This window comes from Nocardioides sp. Soil777, from assembly GCF_001428425.1.
GTDB classification, from domain to species: Bacteria; Actinomycetota; Actinomycetes; order Propionibacteriales; family Nocardioidaceae; genus Nocardioides; species Nocardioides terrigena.
Genome location: NZ_LMSN01000018.1, coordinates 240,255 through 255,856, shown reverse-complemented (window position 1 = coordinate 255,856; position 15,602 = coordinate 240,255). Strand labels below are relative to the sequence as shown.

Sequence of the window (15,602 nt, the reverse complement as noted above, 5' to 3'; positions counted from 1 at the left end):
CGGGGGGAAGGGCTTCCCTCCACGCCTGCGGGGCGGGAGGCTGAGCAGCCATGGACGACAAAGCGGCCCTGATCGCGCGGCGCGTCGCGATGTCCGCCGCCGCGTGGTTCAACGCCCCCAGGATGTCGAGGCCTATCGACCGACGTCGCGCCGCCGCAGCCCCTTTCCGCGCTGCTGCCCGACGTGACAGTTCCCATGCTGCGGCAGGCTCACCGCCAAGCTCCAGCGGCGCGTGGGCTGTCGCGGTCCGTGTCGGCCCGCTCCAAGTCTGTTATGCCACCACCGTTCGGTAGCGGTGCGCGCTGCCCGTCAGGAATGCGGCCGCCGCCCAGATCCGCCGCTGGGCGGTGGCAACTGGCGGGTTTCGTTCTGCTCGCTTCGGCGCAGCATGTCCGGGCCCGCGTGCGCTGCTGAGGGATCCAGCCCGGCGTTCGCGATCATCTTCTGCAGGCTCAGCAGTTCGGTTGCTGCCTCGGGCCGCGTGCGTTCGTAGTGGCTCAGAACGTAGCGGTTGAAGAGCGGGACCGCCATAGCCAGTTGACCGCGCTTGGGTGCGTAGACGTCGCCCTCCTCGATGAGCTCCTCACGGAGCCAGGACAGCTCTTGCTGGGAGCGACCGAGAGTCTTGGCGATCGCCGCTGTCGAGGCGCGCCCGCCATGCAGAGCGAGGGCGGCAAGGAACTCCATCTGTCGATCGCTGATTCGGTCCCAGCGGGGGCCAAGGGTGCGGCGCTCGAGCATGTCGGCGATCTGGGGGAGTGCGGTTTCGACGTCGCGGAGGGTGATCTGGTCGGGCCCGGGCGCGGATATCCAGATGGCGTGGGCGAACAGCTGCAGGTGGGCCGGGTAGCCGTTGCTGGCCTCGACCACGGCTGCCGCCGCCTCGGGGGTCCACGCGACACCGGCCTGGCGTGCTGGCTCCACCACGGCGTAACGGGCGTCATCGGGTTCGAGGGTGAGGGGGATGGGCTCCAGCACGAAGAGGCGGTCAGGGTGGGTCACGCCAGCCTTGCGGAGCGCATCGGGGGTGAAGGGCAGTCCGGTGCCGGCGAACAGGACCGGCGCGGAGGGGTGGTCGACGTTGAGTCGGTGTAGCGTCGCCGCGAGCAGGGCGAGGTCGGGCCCAGAGGCGACCTGGAGCTCATCGACGGTGATCAGCAGGCCGCCGCTGTGGGCGTCCTTGCGGACCTCGGCCGCGAGCGTGGCCAGGGCGTCAGCGAGCGTTCCCGCGTCCAAGCCTGGTGCTGCGGCGTCGGACTGGCGAGTCGAGATCCCGGCACCGATGCCCGCGATGCTGAGGTTGACCCCACCGATCCGCTCGAAGGCTTTGCGGGCGCGCTGCCATGGGCCGGCTTCCTCGGCCATGCGGGTGCGAGCGCGCTGGAGCAGCGCCTCTACCAGACCAGCGTGGCCCGACACAGCCTGGAGGTTGACCACCTCGAAGCCTTGCTCCTTCGCCAGGTCCGCGAACGCGCTCACCGTGACGGTCTTCCCCACACCGCGCGGGCCGGCAAGGATCATGTCCTGGGCACGGACGCGGCCACCCGTGACGATGTCGTTGAGCACCAAGTGCCAGTCACGGAGAAGGCCGTCGCGTCCTGCCAGGACGGGCGGGTTGTGGCCAGCACCGGGCGTGTACGGGCTCTGATCCACCCGCGCCACCTTCCTAGACTCACCTAGATTTAGAGGGTTTTCTAGGTCAGTATAGGTCGCAGCTGGCTCACCGGGCCGGAGGAGTTCTCGCGCGTGTGACCGGCGTGTCACGGCCGATCCTGGTTGGCGGAGGAGGACCGCCGCCGGCAATGGACCGGTTGGCCCCGATGCGTCGACGGGCTGCATTATCGGGACTCTCGGGGGCAGGGCCGGCCTCGCCGGCGACGAGGGATTCGCCGAGGTTGTCGGCAAGCTCGGCGATGTCGGCCGACAGCACCTGCTCGAGGATGTCGGCGATGCTGGCGGTGGAGCCGTCGCAGCGGTCGACCAGGTCGGCGGCGAGGCGATCGAGGGCGCGGTCGCCCTGCTGGGTGAAGGTGACGATGTCGGAGCCCGGCTGCTCCGCGGGTGACGTTCTCATTGGGTCCTCCTCTGCTTGGTCACCTATGTGATCCCGGACCTTGGGAGCGATCAGCTGTGCGAGGGCTTTCGCCAGCTAGGCGGCGGGCGGTGGCCGACAGGTTCGGCGCCGTCGTGCCGCAGAACGCGCAACGCACCGGCGGGAGCGGCACGGGCGGCATCGGATCCGCTGCTAGGTGCGCTCGACTCGCAGGGCGATGATTCGCCACCCGTCAGGAACGCGGCGTCGGGCGGCCGCGAGTGCCTGGTCGTAGTCGGAGTCCTCGACGGTCAACTCGTCCCGGCCGAGGGTGTAGCCGCCGCGGTGGTCGAGCGGGATCTCCTGCACCGTGGTGTACAGGGTGAGGACTCGTGCTGCGGTCTCGGTCACGTGCTCGACTTCTGCCCGGCCATAGTGCGCATCAGGCGAACGTCGCGGCGGAGTGCTGATGGGAGCCCGGCGCTCTCCTCCGGATCGACCTGGTAGCCGATCAGGCCGTCCTCTACCAGGTCTGCGGCGGTCTCCAGGATGCGCGCCACGCGCAGGAGAAGCGCCGGGGGCATCTGGACCGAAGGCTCGTTGTAGAAGCCTGTGGTGGCCACCTGGTCGTGGACCAGCAGTCCGAGATAGCTCTGCGCGTGTGCGATCTGAGCCACCCGATCGCGGGTGTGCTCGAGGTCGTCGCGCTCGACGAGGAGGATGCGGACGACCTCGCCCAACCCCGCGAAGACCCGGCCGGCGAACCTAACGGGAACCGCGGCGGTCCGCGGTGCGCTCATCAGGTCCGCACCTGGTGTCTCTTCCACGAAGCCGAAGACGATCTCCCTGGCCATGCCGGCGAGGGCGTCGTCGGTGAGGTACCGGCGGGCTGTGGTGTCTGTGACGCGCATCTGCTCGGCGACGAATTGCACCCGTTCGTCGAGCAACTCGCCGGCAGCGGAGCGGGACATCGCCATGCCGAGGTCGGAGATGGCCGCCAGGAGGTCGTAGATGCGCTTGTCGCGCCAGGATCGTGCGGCCACCCCGATCAGCCGGCCGCAGTGGAGTAGGAGTCTGGCGTAGTCATCACCGGGATTCTGCCATCCAGGTGCGAAGGGACGTCAGCGCCGATCGCGCCGGGTGTCGTAGGGGCTGGTCAGAGCTGCACGAACAGGTGACAGGTTGGGTCGGGCGGGCTGGAGTCCTGGAAGCCGGAGGCGATCCGCGGCCGAGAGTGGGTGATGTCAAGGTGGCGGTCAGGATATCGCTGCGCTAGTCCGGTCAACCTTGGGTTGCCGGGCTGGCGCCCGCTAGCCGCGAGAGGGTTGCTCGAGTTCTCTGTCGGCCCTTTCTCCCAGGTGGCGCCCGGCTGCAAAGGCCGCATCCACTGCTGCCCGGGTTCGCTCCGTGCTGCTGGGCATGAGATGGGTGTAGGTGCGCAAGGTGAAGCCGGGGTCGCTGTGGCCGAGGTACTCGGACACAGCGCGAATCGATTCGCCGGCGTCTAGGAGCACGGAGGCGTACCAATGGCGTAGGGCGTGCATGCCGTTGTCACGCGATTGCTCGATGCCCGCATGGGCTTGGCCGGGCTTCCACAGCCGTGTGTTGAAGTAGTTGCGGTTGAGGGCGGAACGCTCGCGTGTGGTGAGTATCAGTCCTGCGCTCGATTTCGTGTTCGCCTGGGGCGTTCCCCACGGGAGCGTGACGCTACGTCGCGGGTAGGTCGCGAGGTGGCTGCTGAGTTCCGTTGCGACGCTTTCGGGCAGGGGGACGGTGCGGGTCTTATCGCCTTTCGGCAGGCCAAAGACGAGGCGGTTTCCTCCGAACACCTTGACTTGTCGCCTGACCTCGACGACCCCGCGGAGGAAGTCGATGTCCTCGACCGCGAGCCCGAATACCTCGCCTTGGCGTAGTCCCAGCCCCGAACCTAACGTGACTGCGATTCTGTATTGGGGCGGAAGCGCGTCGTGCATGGAGGAGACCCATTCGGACGGCCAAGGGGCCACCTTGCGGCGCGACGTTGCGGGCCTTGTCACTGAACTGGCCTTGCACGGATTCTTGGCAATCATGTCGTCGTCGACCGCAGCCGAGAAGATGGCAGACACGTTGGAGAAGATGACGCGCCGGTAGGTCTCGGCCATCTCCATCGATCGCAGGAGCTTCTGAATCGTCGACGGCTTGATCTGGCGCAGTTCGAGGTGTCCCAGCGTCGGGAACACGTGGAGCCTGAGTCGCAACTCCGTCGCCTCATAGGTCAGTGGACTGAAGGTCCGGCTGTCGAGCCACTCCTCGGCATAGGCCCGAAACGAGATCCTGCCGGCGTCGACATCGAGGTAGGTTCCACGGAGCTTGTCGGCCTCAACCGTATTGCGGAACGCGATCGCCTCGGCTTTGCGTCTGAAGGTCTTGCGGCGCTGCCGCCCCTCGGGATCTCGATAGTTCACAACGTAACGCGGGCTCCCGTCGTCCGCTGGCCTACCGGGACTAACGCTGGCCATGGCTGTCCTTGGCAGACTCCGACCGGGTGGTCAGCAATGCTGACGAGCATCTGCGGCCTGGTGGCGCTGGAACCGATTCCGCGTGAGGCTGAAGGCCCCTCGGCATCACTGATTCTCCTCGAGTTGCACCGTCCAATTGATCACGGTTGCTGCCCGCCAGCGCAGGTGCTTTCCGACGCGGAAGCCGGCCGGGCCGTAGCCCGTCGTCCGCCAGGAGTAGATGGTCTGCTTGGTCACGCCAAGGTAGGACGCGACATCTTCGATGTCCCACAGCTCCTGGGCGTCGACAAGCCTGGGTGCCCGGTTGCCGCGGCCTCCGCGCCGCCGCGGCCCAAAGATTCCCGGTTCCATAGCCGGCACGTTCGAGTTCGTTGCCATCATCAAGCCCCTCCTCGCAGCGTTGACGGACAGTTGGTCTACGGGCACCTATGTCCGACGGCGGCATGGGAGCGATCACGTCGGGGAAATGATGTGGCAGCAAGATGGCTCGGGCATCGCGCCGATGGTCGCCGAACCCGTGCGATGCGAGGCTGGTGGCTCGGGCAACCGACCTACCCGGAGCGGCTCCTGGGGACCGTGTGGCAGCGGATGGCGCTACCCATATTTGTACCGGATTTGTAACAGACGAGCGGCTACCAACAGCAAACGCCGCCGAACGACCAAAAGGTCGCTCGGCGGCGTTTGTGCAGGTCAGCGGCTGTTCTTTGCGGTCGTTCGGCGTTGCCGAATGACCGCGGCCGGAGGCCCGGTTAGATGTCGTAGTACAGCTCGAACTCGTGCGGGTGCGGCCGCAGCTGAACGGGCAGGATCTCGTTGGTGCGCTTGTAGTCGATCCAGGTCTCGATCAGGTCGGGCGTGAAGACGTTGCCCGCCGTGAGGAACTCGTGGTCCCTCTCCAGGTTGTCCATGACCGCGTTGAGCGACGTGGGGACCTGGTCGATGTCGGCCATCTCGTCCGGCGGCAGCTCGTAGATGTCCTTGTCGATCGGCGCCGGCGGCTCGATCTTGTTCTGGATGCCGTCGATGCCGGCCAGCAGCAGCGCCGAGAAGGCGAGGTAGGGGTTGGCAGACGGGTCGGGGCAGCGGAACTCGACGCGCTTGGCCTTGGGGTTGGCGCCCGTGATCGGGATGCGCACGCAGGCCGAGCGGTTGCGCTGGCTGTAGACCAGCGAGATCGGGGCCTCGAAGCCGGGGACCAGGCGGTGGTAGGAGTTGACCGTCGGGTTGGTGAAGGCCAGCAGCGACGGGGCGTGCTTGAGGATGCCGCCGATGTAGTGGCGCGCGGTGTCGGACAGCCCGGCGTACCCGGTCTCGTCGTAGAAGAGCGGCTCGCCGTCCTTCCAGATCGACTGGTGGCAGTGCATGCCGGAGCCGTTGTCGCCGAAGATCGGCTTGGGCATGAAGGTCGCCGACTTGCCGTTGCGCCAGGCCGTGTTCTTGATGATGTACTTGAACTTCATCACGTCGTCGGCGGCCTTGAGCAGCTCGTCGAACTTGTAGTTGATCTCCGCCTGGCCGGCGGTGCCGACCTCGTGGTGGGCGCGCTCGACGAGCAGGCCGGACTTCTCGAGCTCGATGACCATCTCGTCGCGCAGCTCGCCGAAGTGGTCGTAGGGCGCGACGGGGAAGTAGCCGCCCTTGTACTTCACCTTGTAGCCGCGGTTGGGGTTGTCCTCGGTGCCGGCGGTGCCGGAGTTCCAGGCGCCCGCCTCGGAGTCGATGTGGTAGTAGCCCTCGTTCTGCGACGTGGCGAACCGGACGCTGTCGAAGACGTAGAACTCGGCCTCGGGGGCGAAGTAGGCGGTGTCGCCGATGCCGGTGGAGGCGAGGTAGGCCATCGCCTTCTTGGCGATGTTGCGCGGGTCGCGCGAGTAGGCCTCGCCCGTGATCGGGTCGTGGATGAAGAAGTTGACCACCAGCGTCTTGGAGACGCGGAAGGGATCGATGTAGGCCGTGGTCACGTCCGGGAACAGCGACATGTCGGACTCGTGGATGGCCTGGAAGCCGCGGATCGAGGAGCCGTCGAAGGCGAGACCGTCGTCGAAGACCGACTGGTCGAACGAGGACACGGGCACAGTGAAGTGCTGCATCACACCGGGCAGGTCACAGAAGCGGACGTCGACCATCTCGACGCCCTCGTCCTTGATGTACTTGAGCAGCTCGTCGCTGTTGCTGAACATGCGTCCTCCTGGGTGGGACCCGCGGGTCGCGCACCGAAGTGTGTGGAACCGACGTGGAGTACGGCGCACCGTTGCACCGGATGCCCGCGAAACTACGCACGGGCGGTTTCTCGACCGTATCCCGTTTGTTTCGCCGATGTAACAGATGTCCCGGCCAGCGGTCGGTTCCCGGGTGCCTCCTAGGGTCGTCACCATGCTGTCCCGCCTCCGCCCCGCCCGTACGACGTCCCTCGTCACCGCCGCCCTCGCCACCTGCGTGCTGGGGTTGAGCGCCTGCAGCGGCAGCGACGACGGCGGCGAGGGGGACGCGGGGGACGCGGCCGGCGACCCCGCGGCGTACGACACCGAGACGCTGCTGCCGGCGGTGCAGGACGCCGTCGCCGACGCCGAGTCGGTCCACGTCACGCTGGGGACCAAGGAGTCACCGGACGACGTCGAGGTGGACGTCAGCTGGGGCGAGGAGCCGGTCCTGTCCGCCGTGACCGGCGACCAGACCGGTGCCGGTCTGGAGGTACGCCGCGTCGGCGGCCGGGTCTACGTCGGCGGGGCCGCCGCGAACGACCAGTGGCGCTACCTCGAGGAGGACGACCCGCGCCTGCAGGGTGCCGAGGGCTTCGACGCCGGGGTGGTGCCGATCCTGCTGGCCATCGACGTGCCGGCCGAGCTGGCCGCGCTCGAGGCCGGGGTGACCGACGTCGGCGAGGGGACGACGGACGAGGTGGCGGGGGAGGACGCCACCCGCTACGACGTCACCCTCGACACCGAGGCGTGGCTGGCCGCGCTGCCGGAGCAGTCGATCTACCGGGTGATGGACGTGCCTGCCGAGCTCGACGCCGAGCTGTGGATCGACGAGGACTCCCGCCCCGTCCAGCTGGCCTACCAGGTCGGCGACGACGCGGCCCGCTCAGCGCAGGTCGGCTGGAGTGCCTGGGACGAGCCGGTCGAGGTCACCGCGCCGGAGGGGGCGAAGCCGGTCCGCTGACCGGTCGGCTGCGGTGGTCCACCTACGCTGGGACCCGTGATCGAGACCGCCTCCTGGGGACGCCGCATCCTCGCCCTCGTCGTCGACTGGCTCGCCTGCACGCTGGTCGTGGTCGCGCTCATCGGACCGCGGTCCTGGAGCGAGGACCCGATGTCGAGCTGGTACGTCCTGGGCCTCTTCGTCGCGGAGTCGGCCGTCTTCACCGCGGTCGCCGGCGGGTCGTTCGGCAAGCTGGCCACGCGGCTGCGCGTCGTACGCAACGACGGGTCCTACGGACCGGTGTCCCTGCTGCGCTGCGTGCTGCGACAGCTGCTCGTGGCGGTGGTCATCCCGCCGCTGGTCTTCCGGCCGGACGGGCGCGGACTGCACGACATCGCGGCGGGCTCGCGCACGGCCCGGCTGGATGACCTGAAGGCCGCCTCGTCGGGCTGAGCGCTGGCTGAGACCTGGGTCAGCGACCGCGCTGCTGGCCGCGCATGCCCTTCATCGACGTGGGGACCGGGCCCTTGGGCAGGGGGACGGTGCCGCGCTGGGCGTCGATCGCCTTGAGGCGGTTGCGCACGTCGGTGATGTCGGCGGGCTTGAGGTTCTTGCCGAGCTTGGTCACGTGCTTGACGAGCTTGGGGAGCGGGACCTCGCCCTCGCCGTTGCCGCAGACGACCTCGTGGATCGGGGTCTCGGGCAGCACCCGCTCGTGCTTGCGGCGCTCGTTGGCCATCAGCTGGCGCAACCGGGTCGGGTTGCCCTCGCCCACGAGCACGATGCCGGGCGGGCCGACGACGCGGTGCACGACGTCCTGCTGGCGGTTGAAGCCGACCACCGGGTCGGTCTTCCAGCCGCGGCGCAGCATGGTGAGCGCGGATGCCGCGGCACCGACCTGGCCCTCCATCTGCCCGTACGCCGCCTTCTGCGCACGGCGCCCGAAGACCGTGACGGCGAGCAGCAGGCCGACGAGGAACGCGCCGACGCCGGACATGATCCAGGCGATGAGGCCGTCACCGGGGAGGAACCAGATGAACGCGAAGCCCATGAGGGCGCCGAGGATGAAGGCGCCGAAGATCCACAACCCGATGGTGCGGTCGGTCTTCTTCGCCATCCGGTAGGTCTGGATGAACTGCTGCCGCCGTGAGGTGGGCGGGGTGGCGGGCGTCGACATGCTGGCCTTTACCTATCGGGCGGATTCTGGATGCACGGGTCGTGCGGAACGGTCAGACGGTCGCGCCGGCGGTGTCGCGCGCGTCCATCGCCTGACGGTACAACCGACCGGCCCGGTAGGACGAACGCACCAGCGGTCCCGACATCACGCCGGAGAAACCGATCTCGTCCGCCTCGTCCTTGAGCTCGACGAACTCCTCGGGCTTGACCCAGCGCTCGACGGGGTGGTGCCGGGGAGAGGGGCGGAGGTACTGGGTGATGGTGATGAGCTCGCAGCCGGCGTCGTGGAGGTCGCGGAGGGCCTGGCTGACCTCCTCGCGCGTCTCGCCCATGCCCAGGATCAGGTTGGACTTGGTCACCAGCCCGAAGTCGCGGGCCTGGGTGATGACGTCGAGCGAGCGCTCGTAGGTGAACGCCGGGCGGATGCGCTTGAAGATGCGCGGCACCGTCTCGACGTTGTGGGCGAGCACCTCGGGACGCGACTCGAAGACCTCGCGCAGCAGGTCGGGCTTGCCGTTGAAGTCGGGGATGAGGTTCTCGACGCCGGTGCCGGGGTTGAGCTCGTGGATCACGCGCACCGTCTCGGCGTACAGCCAGGCACCGCCGTCGGGGAGATCGTCGCGCGCGACGCCGGTGATCGTGGCGTACTTGAGCTCCATCTTCTGCACGGACTCGGCGACCCGTCGGGGCTCGTCACGGTCCAGGGGCTGCGGCTTGCCGGTGTCGATCTGGCAGAAGTCGCAGCGCCGGGTGCACTGGTCGCCGCCGATGAGGAAGGTCGCCTCGCGGTCCTCCCAGCACTCGAAGATGTTGGGGCAGCCGGCCGACTGGCACACCGTGTGCAGGCCCTCGCCCTTCACCAGGTTGAGGAGCTCGGTGTATTCGGGACCCATCTTGGCCCGGGTCTTGATCCACTCCGGCTTGCGCTCGATCGGCGTCTCGGAATTGCGGATCTCCAGGCGGAGGAGCTTGCGTCCTTCGGGTACCGGTGCAGTCACGTCGTCACTCTACGCCGCGCCCGGAGGGCACCCAATTCGCCCTCCGGGCACCGGGCCGACGACTCACAGGAGCAGGTCGGGGGTGATGGGCAGGCGCCGGATGCGCCGCCCGGTGGCGTGATGGACGGCGTTGCCGATGGCCGCCGCGACGCCGCACAGGCCGACCTCCCCGACGCCCTTGACCCCGACCGGGTTGAGCCGGTCCGGACCGCCGACGAACTCGACCTCCAGGTCGGGTACGTCGGCGTTGACGGCGATCAGGTAGTCCGCGAGGTGGGCGTTGGTGATGCGCCCCGTCTGCGGCCCGGCGTGTAGGTCGGTCGTGGTGTGCTCTAGCAGCGCGTGCCCGATGCCACCGACCGTGCCGCCCACGACCTGGCTGCGGGCGGTGCGCTCGTTGAGCACCTGCCCGCAGTCGATCACCGAGACGAGGCGCTCGACCCGGACCAGCCCGAGGTCGGCGTCCACGCGCACCTTGGCGAACTTGGCACCGAAGGCCCCCGAGGGGGACATGCCCACCTCGGTCGGGTCGGGCTTGTCCGCGGTGGCTTCGGCGGCGACCTCGTCGCGGTCACCCACCGCGCGGGACAGTGCATCGCGACCGGGGGCGGACGGCAGGTCGAGGTCGCCGAGCACGCCGGTGACGGCGCGCGCCGTCGCGTTGGAGATGGCCATCGCCAGGCCCGACCCGCCGGCCGGGGGAGAGGCCGGTAGGGAGCTGTCGCCGAGCACGACCTCGACGTCGGCCAGCTCGAGGCCCAGCCGCTCGGCGGCCACCTGGGTGACCACGGTGTAGGTGCCGGTCCCGATGTCCATGGCGGCGCAGTGGACGGCGGCGCTGCCGTCGCGGCGTACGACGACACGGACCGTGCACGGCTGCTGGAAGTAGAAGAACGAGACCGCGGCCATGCCGTAGCCGATCAGCTGGTCGCCCTCGCGCATCGAGCGCGGAGTCGGGTCGCGGTCGTCCCAGCCGATGAGCTCGGCACCCCGGCGCAGGCACTCGTCGAGGGCCTTGCTCGACCACGGCAGGTCGTCCTGGTCGGGGTTGGTGTGGGCGTAGTTGCGCATCCGCAGCTCGACCGGGTCTATCCCCAGCTCGAGCGCGAGCTCGTCGAGCGCGGTCTCCAGGCCGAAGTTGCCCTGCGCCTCACCGGGGGCGCGCATCGAGCCGGGTGGCGAGATGTGCAGGCGCACCTGGTCGACGTCGGCGCGCAGGTGCTCGACGGCGTAGCCCTGACGGGTGCCGGACACGACGTTCTCCGGGTTGTCGTCGTCCATGGCCACCGGGATGGTCGCGGTGTGCTCGACGGCGGTCAGGGTGCCGTCACGCAGCGCCCCGAGGCGCACGTGCTGGACCGTCTCGGGCCGGTGGCCGACCCCGGTGAACATCTGGGGGCGGTTCAGCACGATCCGCACCGGCCGGTCGACGACCTTGGCGGCCATGGCCGCGGCGTGGATGTAGGGCCACGGGCGCAGGCCGGAGCCGAAGCCGCCACCGAGGTAGGGGCACACGACCCGGACGTCCTCGCGGGCGATGCCCCACGCCTCGGCCAGGCAGTCGGCGGTGTTGAACGGCCACTGGGTCGTCGCCCACATCATCAGGGCGTCGCCGTCCCACTGCGCGCACGCGGCGAAGAGGCCGAGCGGGTTGTTGGTGTTGTCCCCGGAGACGTAGTCGGCCTCGACCACCACGTCGGCGGCCGCCAGCCCGCGGTCGAGGTCGCCGCGGGTGCTGTCGGCGCCCGCCGGGTCGTCGGTCTCGCGGGTGGCCCGGGGGTCGTTGAGGTCGACGACGGGCTCGGTCGCGTCGTAGGTGACGTGCAGCAGGGACGCGCCGTGTGCCGCCTCCTCGTGCGTCTGGGCGACGACGAGCGCGACGTAGTCGCCGCGGAAGCGCACGGTGGAGTCCTGGAAGGGCGGCATCGGGGCCCGCTCGTCGGACGACGCCTCGTTGGGCCGGGTGACCGCCGGGGCGTTGTGGTGGGTCAGCACCGCGACGACACCGGGGGCGGCGAGCGCGTCGCTGGTGTCGACCAGCGAGATCTCCCCGGCGGCGATCGTGCTGCCGACCAGGACGCCGACGAGGGCGTCGCGGGGCGCGAGGTCGTCGGCGTACGGCACGGCGCCGGTGACCTTGAGCGGGCCGTCGACGCGGGTGACGCCGGCGCCGATGACCGGGGCGCCGGTGCTGGTGGGGGCCTGGGTCGTCGTCATGCGGTGACCTCCGTGACGTCGCGGAGCTGGCGCACCAGGGTGCGGCGCGCGAGCTCGGGCTTGAAGTCGGTGCCGGGCAGGGTGAAGGCGTCCGCCAGCTCGGCGGCGGCGGCCTCCTCGAAGAGGGCGAGCGAGGCCGGCCGGCCGCGCAGCACCTCCTCCGCGCGGGTGGCGCGCCAGGGGACCGAGCCCACCCCGCCGAGCCCGATCGCGACGTGCGCGAGCACGCCGTCCTCGACGCGGGCGACGACTGCGGCCGACGTCAGCGCGAACTCGTACGACGCGCGGTCGCGCACCTTGAGGTAGCCGGTGCGCGCGTCGGGGACCGGGATCTCGAGGTGGGTGACCAGCTCGCCGGGCGCCAGGACGTTGTCGCGGGCCGGGTCGTCGTCGGCCCGCACGTGCAGCTCGGCGACGGGCAGCGTGCGGACCCCGTCCGGGCCGTGCAGTCGGACGCGCGCGTCGAGGGCGACCAGGGCGACCGCGAGGTCGGAGGCGTGCAGGGCGATGCAGCCGGCGTCGACGCCGAGGACGGCGTGCATGCGCGCCGTGCCCTCGACTGCCGCGCAGCCGCTGCCGGGCTCGCGCTTGTTGCACTGGCTGACCGTGGGGTCACGGAAGTAGCGGCAACGGGTGCGCTGGAGCACGTTGCCACCGATCGTGGCCATCGTGCGCAGCTGCGGAGAGGCGGCCAGCAGCAGCGAGTCGCGGAGCACGTCGAGCCCCGCGACGGCCTCGTGCCGGGCGAGGTCGGCCATCGTCACCGCGGCTCCGACGACGAGGACCGTGCCGTCGACCCCGTCCTCGACCTCGATGTCGGCGAGGGGCAGCCGGCTGATGTCGACGAGGGTGCCCGGCGACCAGACGCCGTCGCGCATCAGGTCGAGCTGGGTGGTGCCGCCGGCGATGAAGGCCGCGTCCTCGGGCACCTGGACGGCACGGGCGACGGCGTCGGTCGTCACCGCGGCGACGGCCGCGTCCACGTCGTCGACGCGGGTGTAGGTGAAGGGATGCATCTCAGGCCTCCCGGGCGTCGCGGACGGACAGGACGGCGTCGACGATGCGTGGGTAGGCACCGCAGCGGCACAGGTTGCCGCTCATCAGCTCGCGCACGTCGTCGGCCGTCTCCCAGCCGTCCTCCTCGAGGAGCGCGGCCGCGGACATCACCTGGCCCGCCGTGCACGCACCGCACTGGAACGCGTCGCAGTCGATGAAGGCCTGCTGCACCGGGTGCAGGGACTCGGCGGTGCCGATGCCCTCGATGGTGGTGACCTCGCGGCCGTCGACCTGGGCGGCGAGGGTCAGGCAGGACAGCACCCGGCGGCCGTCGACGTGCACGGTGCACGCGCCGCAGGCGCCCTGGTCGCAGCCCTTCTGGGTGCCGGTGAGGCCGAGGGTCTCGCGCAGCATGTCGAGCAGGGAGCGGCGGGGGTCCACGTCCACCGACTGCTGCTCTCCGTTGACGGTGACGGACAGGGGGAGGTGGCTCATTGCTCGAGCCAACCAGAGCCGTCCGACTCCTGCACCACCCCTCCGAGCGTCGGAGGGGTGGTAAGGCTCACGGGATGTCGCGGCGCGTGAAGGTCGCCAGCGACGCGGCGACCACGACGCCCAGGATGGAGAGGAGGTACGCCGCCGCGGCGCCGGCGCTGAGGACGCGCTCGCCCGAGCAGACCATCCCGGTCCCGTCGTCGACGCAGGTCTGCGCGTCGTCGGAGTAGTAGACGGTCCCCTCGGCGATCCACGCCACCACGTTGAGGTGCGGCATCCAGCGCTCCGGCGACTCGAAGGGCAGCACCGCGATGAGAAAGGTGCCGGCGACGACCACGGCGAAGAGGATGCCGAGGGTGGCGACGGTGCTGCGGAAGAGCATCGTGGTGGCCAGTCCGGCGAGCCCCGCCCCGGCCACGAGGACCGCACCCCGCACGACCTGCCAGCCCACCTCGCCGCTGACCCCGTCGGCGATCGGGAGGTCCCGGGCGTTGGCGACCCCGGCCAGGGCGGCCCACCAGAGTGCCCCGACGGCGAGACCCAGCAGCAGCCCGGTGACGACGACGGCGCCGGCCTTGGCGGCGTACACGCGGAGGCGTCGGGGCTCGAAGAGCAGCTGGTTGCTCATCGACCCGCTGGCCCAGTCGGCGCCGACGAAGGTCGCCCCGAGGAGCATCATCAGCCCCGCCATCACGATGGCGATGCCGATGCCGCTGCCCTCGAGCTCCCGCTCGAGGTCGAGGGGCTCGCGGTAGAGGCCGGTCCACCACTGGGTGATGAGCGCCCGGCACTGCTCGGAGGCGTCGGCCTCGTCCTCGACGGGGAGCTGGTCGGGAGCGAGGTACTGCTCGGGCTTGCGCTCGCAGCTGCGGACCTCCTGGTCGAAGCCGGGCTGGGCCTGGGCCTGCTCGGTGGCCCGCTGGACCTCGGCCTCGGAGTAGGGGCGGGTGCCCCAGACCGTGCCCGCCCAGATCAGGGCGGGGACCAGGACCGACGCGATCATGAGCACCAGGCAGGCGCGACGCCACCGCAGTCGGGTCAGCTCGACACCGAGGAGCCTCATGCCTGTCCACCCCCCGGCGTGCTGCCGAGCGTGTCCTGGGAGGTGAGCTCGAGGAACACGGTCTCCAGGTCGGGGCGGACGGAGACGATCTCGGACAGCCAGATGCCGGCCTCACCGAGGGTGCGGGTGATCTCGGCGGCGGGTGCCTGCGTCTCGACGCGCAGCGACGTGCCGTCGGTGCGGACGTCGTACGGACCCTCCGCGAGGGCCCGCCGGGCGGCGTCCGGGTCGTCGACGACGATGCGGAACGACGTGCTGGCGCCGAGCAGGTCCTCGACCCGCCCGGAGGCGAGCAGCCGGCCGTTGCCGATGATGGTGGCCGAGGTGCAGACCTGCTGGACCTCGGCGAGGATGTGCGAGCTGAGCAGCACCGTCACGCCGGACTCGCCCAGGGTGCGGATGGTCTCGCGGATCTCCCGGATGCCGGCGGGGTCGAGGCCGTTGGTCGGCTCGTCGAGGATGAGCAGCTGCGGGTCCTTGAGCAGCGTGGCCGCGATGGCCAGGCGCTGCTTCATGCCGAGCGAGTAGGCCCGGTAGCGGTCCCCGTCGCGGCCGGTCAGGCCGACGGTGTCGACGGCGGCGTCCACCCGCTCGGCGGCGATGCCCTTGGACCGGGCCAGGATGGTGAGGTTCTGCCGACCGGTGAAGTGCGGCAGGAACTTGGGCATCTCCACGACGGCGCCGACCCGGTCGATGACCTGCGGCAAGCCGGACGGCACGGTGGTGCCGAAGAGCGCCATCTCGCCGCGCGTGGCGCGGGCCAGACCGAGCAGCATCCGGATGGTGGTGGTCTTGCCGGACCCGTTGGGCCCGAGGAAGCCGTGCACCCCGCCGCGCGGGACCGCGAGGTCGAGGTCCTGGACCGCGACGCGCGTCCCCCGCCTCCCGCTGAACTCCTTGCGCAGTCCCCGGGTCTCGATGACCAGGTCTGCGGTGGCCGTGCTCGACACGGCGCTCCCTCCCGGACGCCGCTCGGCGTCCTCCCC

The 15,602-nt window shown here is 70.2% G+C and carries 16 protein-coding genes; 2 read left to right on the top strand and 14 right to left on the bottom strand.

All coding sequences use genetic code 11. The features are described 5' to 3' along the window. Positions 1-309: 309 nt before the first annotated feature. From ASG88_RS18225 to glnA, 7 genes are all read right to left on the bottom strand, one after another. Entirely contained in the window at positions 310-1,653 is a 1,344-nt protein-coding gene (locus ASG88_RS18225) for an ATP-binding protein (RefSeq protein ID WP_056888856.1), read from the bottom strand. Between the two features lie 67 nt (positions 1,654-1,720). Further along, positions 1,721-2,074, bottom strand: a complete 354-nt coding sequence (locus ASG88_RS23165) for a hypothetical protein (protein WP_056888855.1) — start codon at positions 2,072-2,074, stop codon at positions 1,721-1,723. Between the two features lie 171 nt (positions 2,075-2,245). Then, entirely contained in the window at positions 2,246-2,443 is a 198-nt protein-coding gene (locus ASG88_RS18215) for a hypothetical protein (protein WP_056888854.1), read from the bottom strand. Then, positions 2,440-3,075: a hypothetical protein gene (locus tag ASG88_RS18210; RefSeq protein ID WP_056888853.1), complete on the bottom strand. Its 636-nt coding sequence runs from the start codon at positions 3,073-3,075 to the stop codon at positions 2,440-2,442. Before ASG88_RS18210 ends, ASG88_RS18215 begins: the two co-directional genes overlap by 4 nt. Before the next feature lie 267 nt (positions 3,076-3,342). After that, positions 3,343-4,476, bottom strand: a complete 1,134-nt coding sequence (xerC, locus tag ASG88_RS18205) for a tyrosine recombinase XerC (RefSeq protein WP_235534912.1) — start codon at positions 4,474-4,476, stop codon at positions 3,343-3,345. Between the two features lie 159 nt (positions 4,477-4,635). Next, positions 4,636-4,911, bottom strand: coding sequence for a helix-turn-helix transcriptional regulator (locus ASG88_RS18200; protein WP_082600685.1), 276 nt, complete (start codon positions 4,909-4,911; stop codon positions 4,636-4,638). Positions 4,912-5,279: 368 nt separating this feature from the next. Beyond that, positions 5,280-6,710 (bottom strand): type I glutamate--ammonia ligase, encoded by a 1,431-nt coding sequence (gene glnA / locus ASG88_RS18195; RefSeq protein WP_056888850.1) that lies wholly within the window; start codon positions 6,708-6,710, stop codon positions 5,280-5,282. Between the two features lie 193 nt (positions 6,711-6,903). On the opposite strand from glnA, the gene ASG88_RS18190 reads away from it, so the two are divergent. Both ASG88_RS18190 and ASG88_RS18185 read left to right on the top strand, forming a co-directional pair. Further along, a complete protein-coding gene (locus tag ASG88_RS18190) occupies positions 6,904-7,692 on the top strand; it encodes a hypothetical protein (protein ID WP_056888849.1) in 789 nt (262 codons plus the stop codon). 36 nt (positions 7,693-7,728) lie between these two features. After that, a complete protein-coding gene (locus tag ASG88_RS18185) occupies positions 7,729-8,124 on the top strand; it encodes an RDD family protein (protein ID WP_235534911.1) in 396 nt (131 codons plus the stop codon). A 19-nt stretch (positions 8,125-8,143) separates the two neighbouring features. On the opposite strand, the gene ASG88_RS18180 is transcribed toward ASG88_RS18185, so the two are convergent. The 7 genes from ASG88_RS18180 to ASG88_RS18150 all read right to left on the bottom strand — a co-directional run bounded on the left by ASG88_RS18180 (position 8,144) and on the right by ASG88_RS18150 (position 15,566). Continuing rightward, the gene (locus tag ASG88_RS18180; protein WP_056888847.1) at positions 8,144-8,848 is read right to left on the bottom strand and encodes a DUF4191 domain-containing protein; all 705 of its coding nucleotides are present in this window, start codon (positions 8,846-8,848) and stop codon (positions 8,144-8,146) included. Positions 8,849-8,900: 52 nt separating this feature from the next. Next, positions 8,901-9,845: a lipoyl synthase gene (gene lipA, locus ASG88_RS18175; protein WP_056888846.1), complete on the bottom strand. Its 945-nt coding sequence runs from the start codon at positions 9,843-9,845 to the stop codon at positions 8,901-8,903. Positions 9,846-9,908: 63 nt separating this feature from the next. Continuing rightward, complete coding sequence (locus ASG88_RS18170; protein WP_056888845.1) at positions 9,909-12,062, bottom strand: xanthine dehydrogenase family protein molybdopterin-binding subunit; 2,154 nt, start codon at positions 12,060-12,062, stop codon at positions 9,909-9,911. Continuing rightward, positions 12,059-13,078, bottom strand: coding sequence for an FAD binding domain-containing protein (locus ASG88_RS18165; RefSeq protein ID WP_056888844.1), 1,020 nt, complete (start codon positions 13,076-13,078; stop codon positions 12,059-12,061). Before ASG88_RS18165 ends, ASG88_RS18170 begins: the two co-directional genes overlap by 4 nt. 1 nt (position 13,079) lies before the next feature. Further along, a complete protein-coding gene (locus tag ASG88_RS18160) occupies positions 13,080-13,553 on the bottom strand; it encodes a (2Fe-2S)-binding protein (RefSeq protein ID WP_056888843.1) in 474 nt (157 codons plus the stop codon). Between the two features lie 67 nt (positions 13,554-13,620). Next, complete coding sequence (locus ASG88_RS18155) at positions 13,621-14,616, bottom strand: ABC transporter permease (protein WP_056888842.1); 996 nt, start codon at positions 14,614-14,616, stop codon at positions 13,621-13,623. Beyond that, positions 14,613-15,566 carry an ABC transporter ATP-binding protein gene (locus ASG88_RS18150; protein WP_056888841.1) on the bottom strand — a complete coding sequence of 318 codons (954 nt, stop codon included), beginning with the start codon at positions 15,564-15,566 and terminating at the stop codon, positions 14,613-14,615. The genes ASG88_RS18155 and ASG88_RS18150 overlap by 4 nt, the downstream gene beginning before the upstream one ends. Between the last annotated feature and the right edge of the window lie 36 nt (positions 15,567-15,602).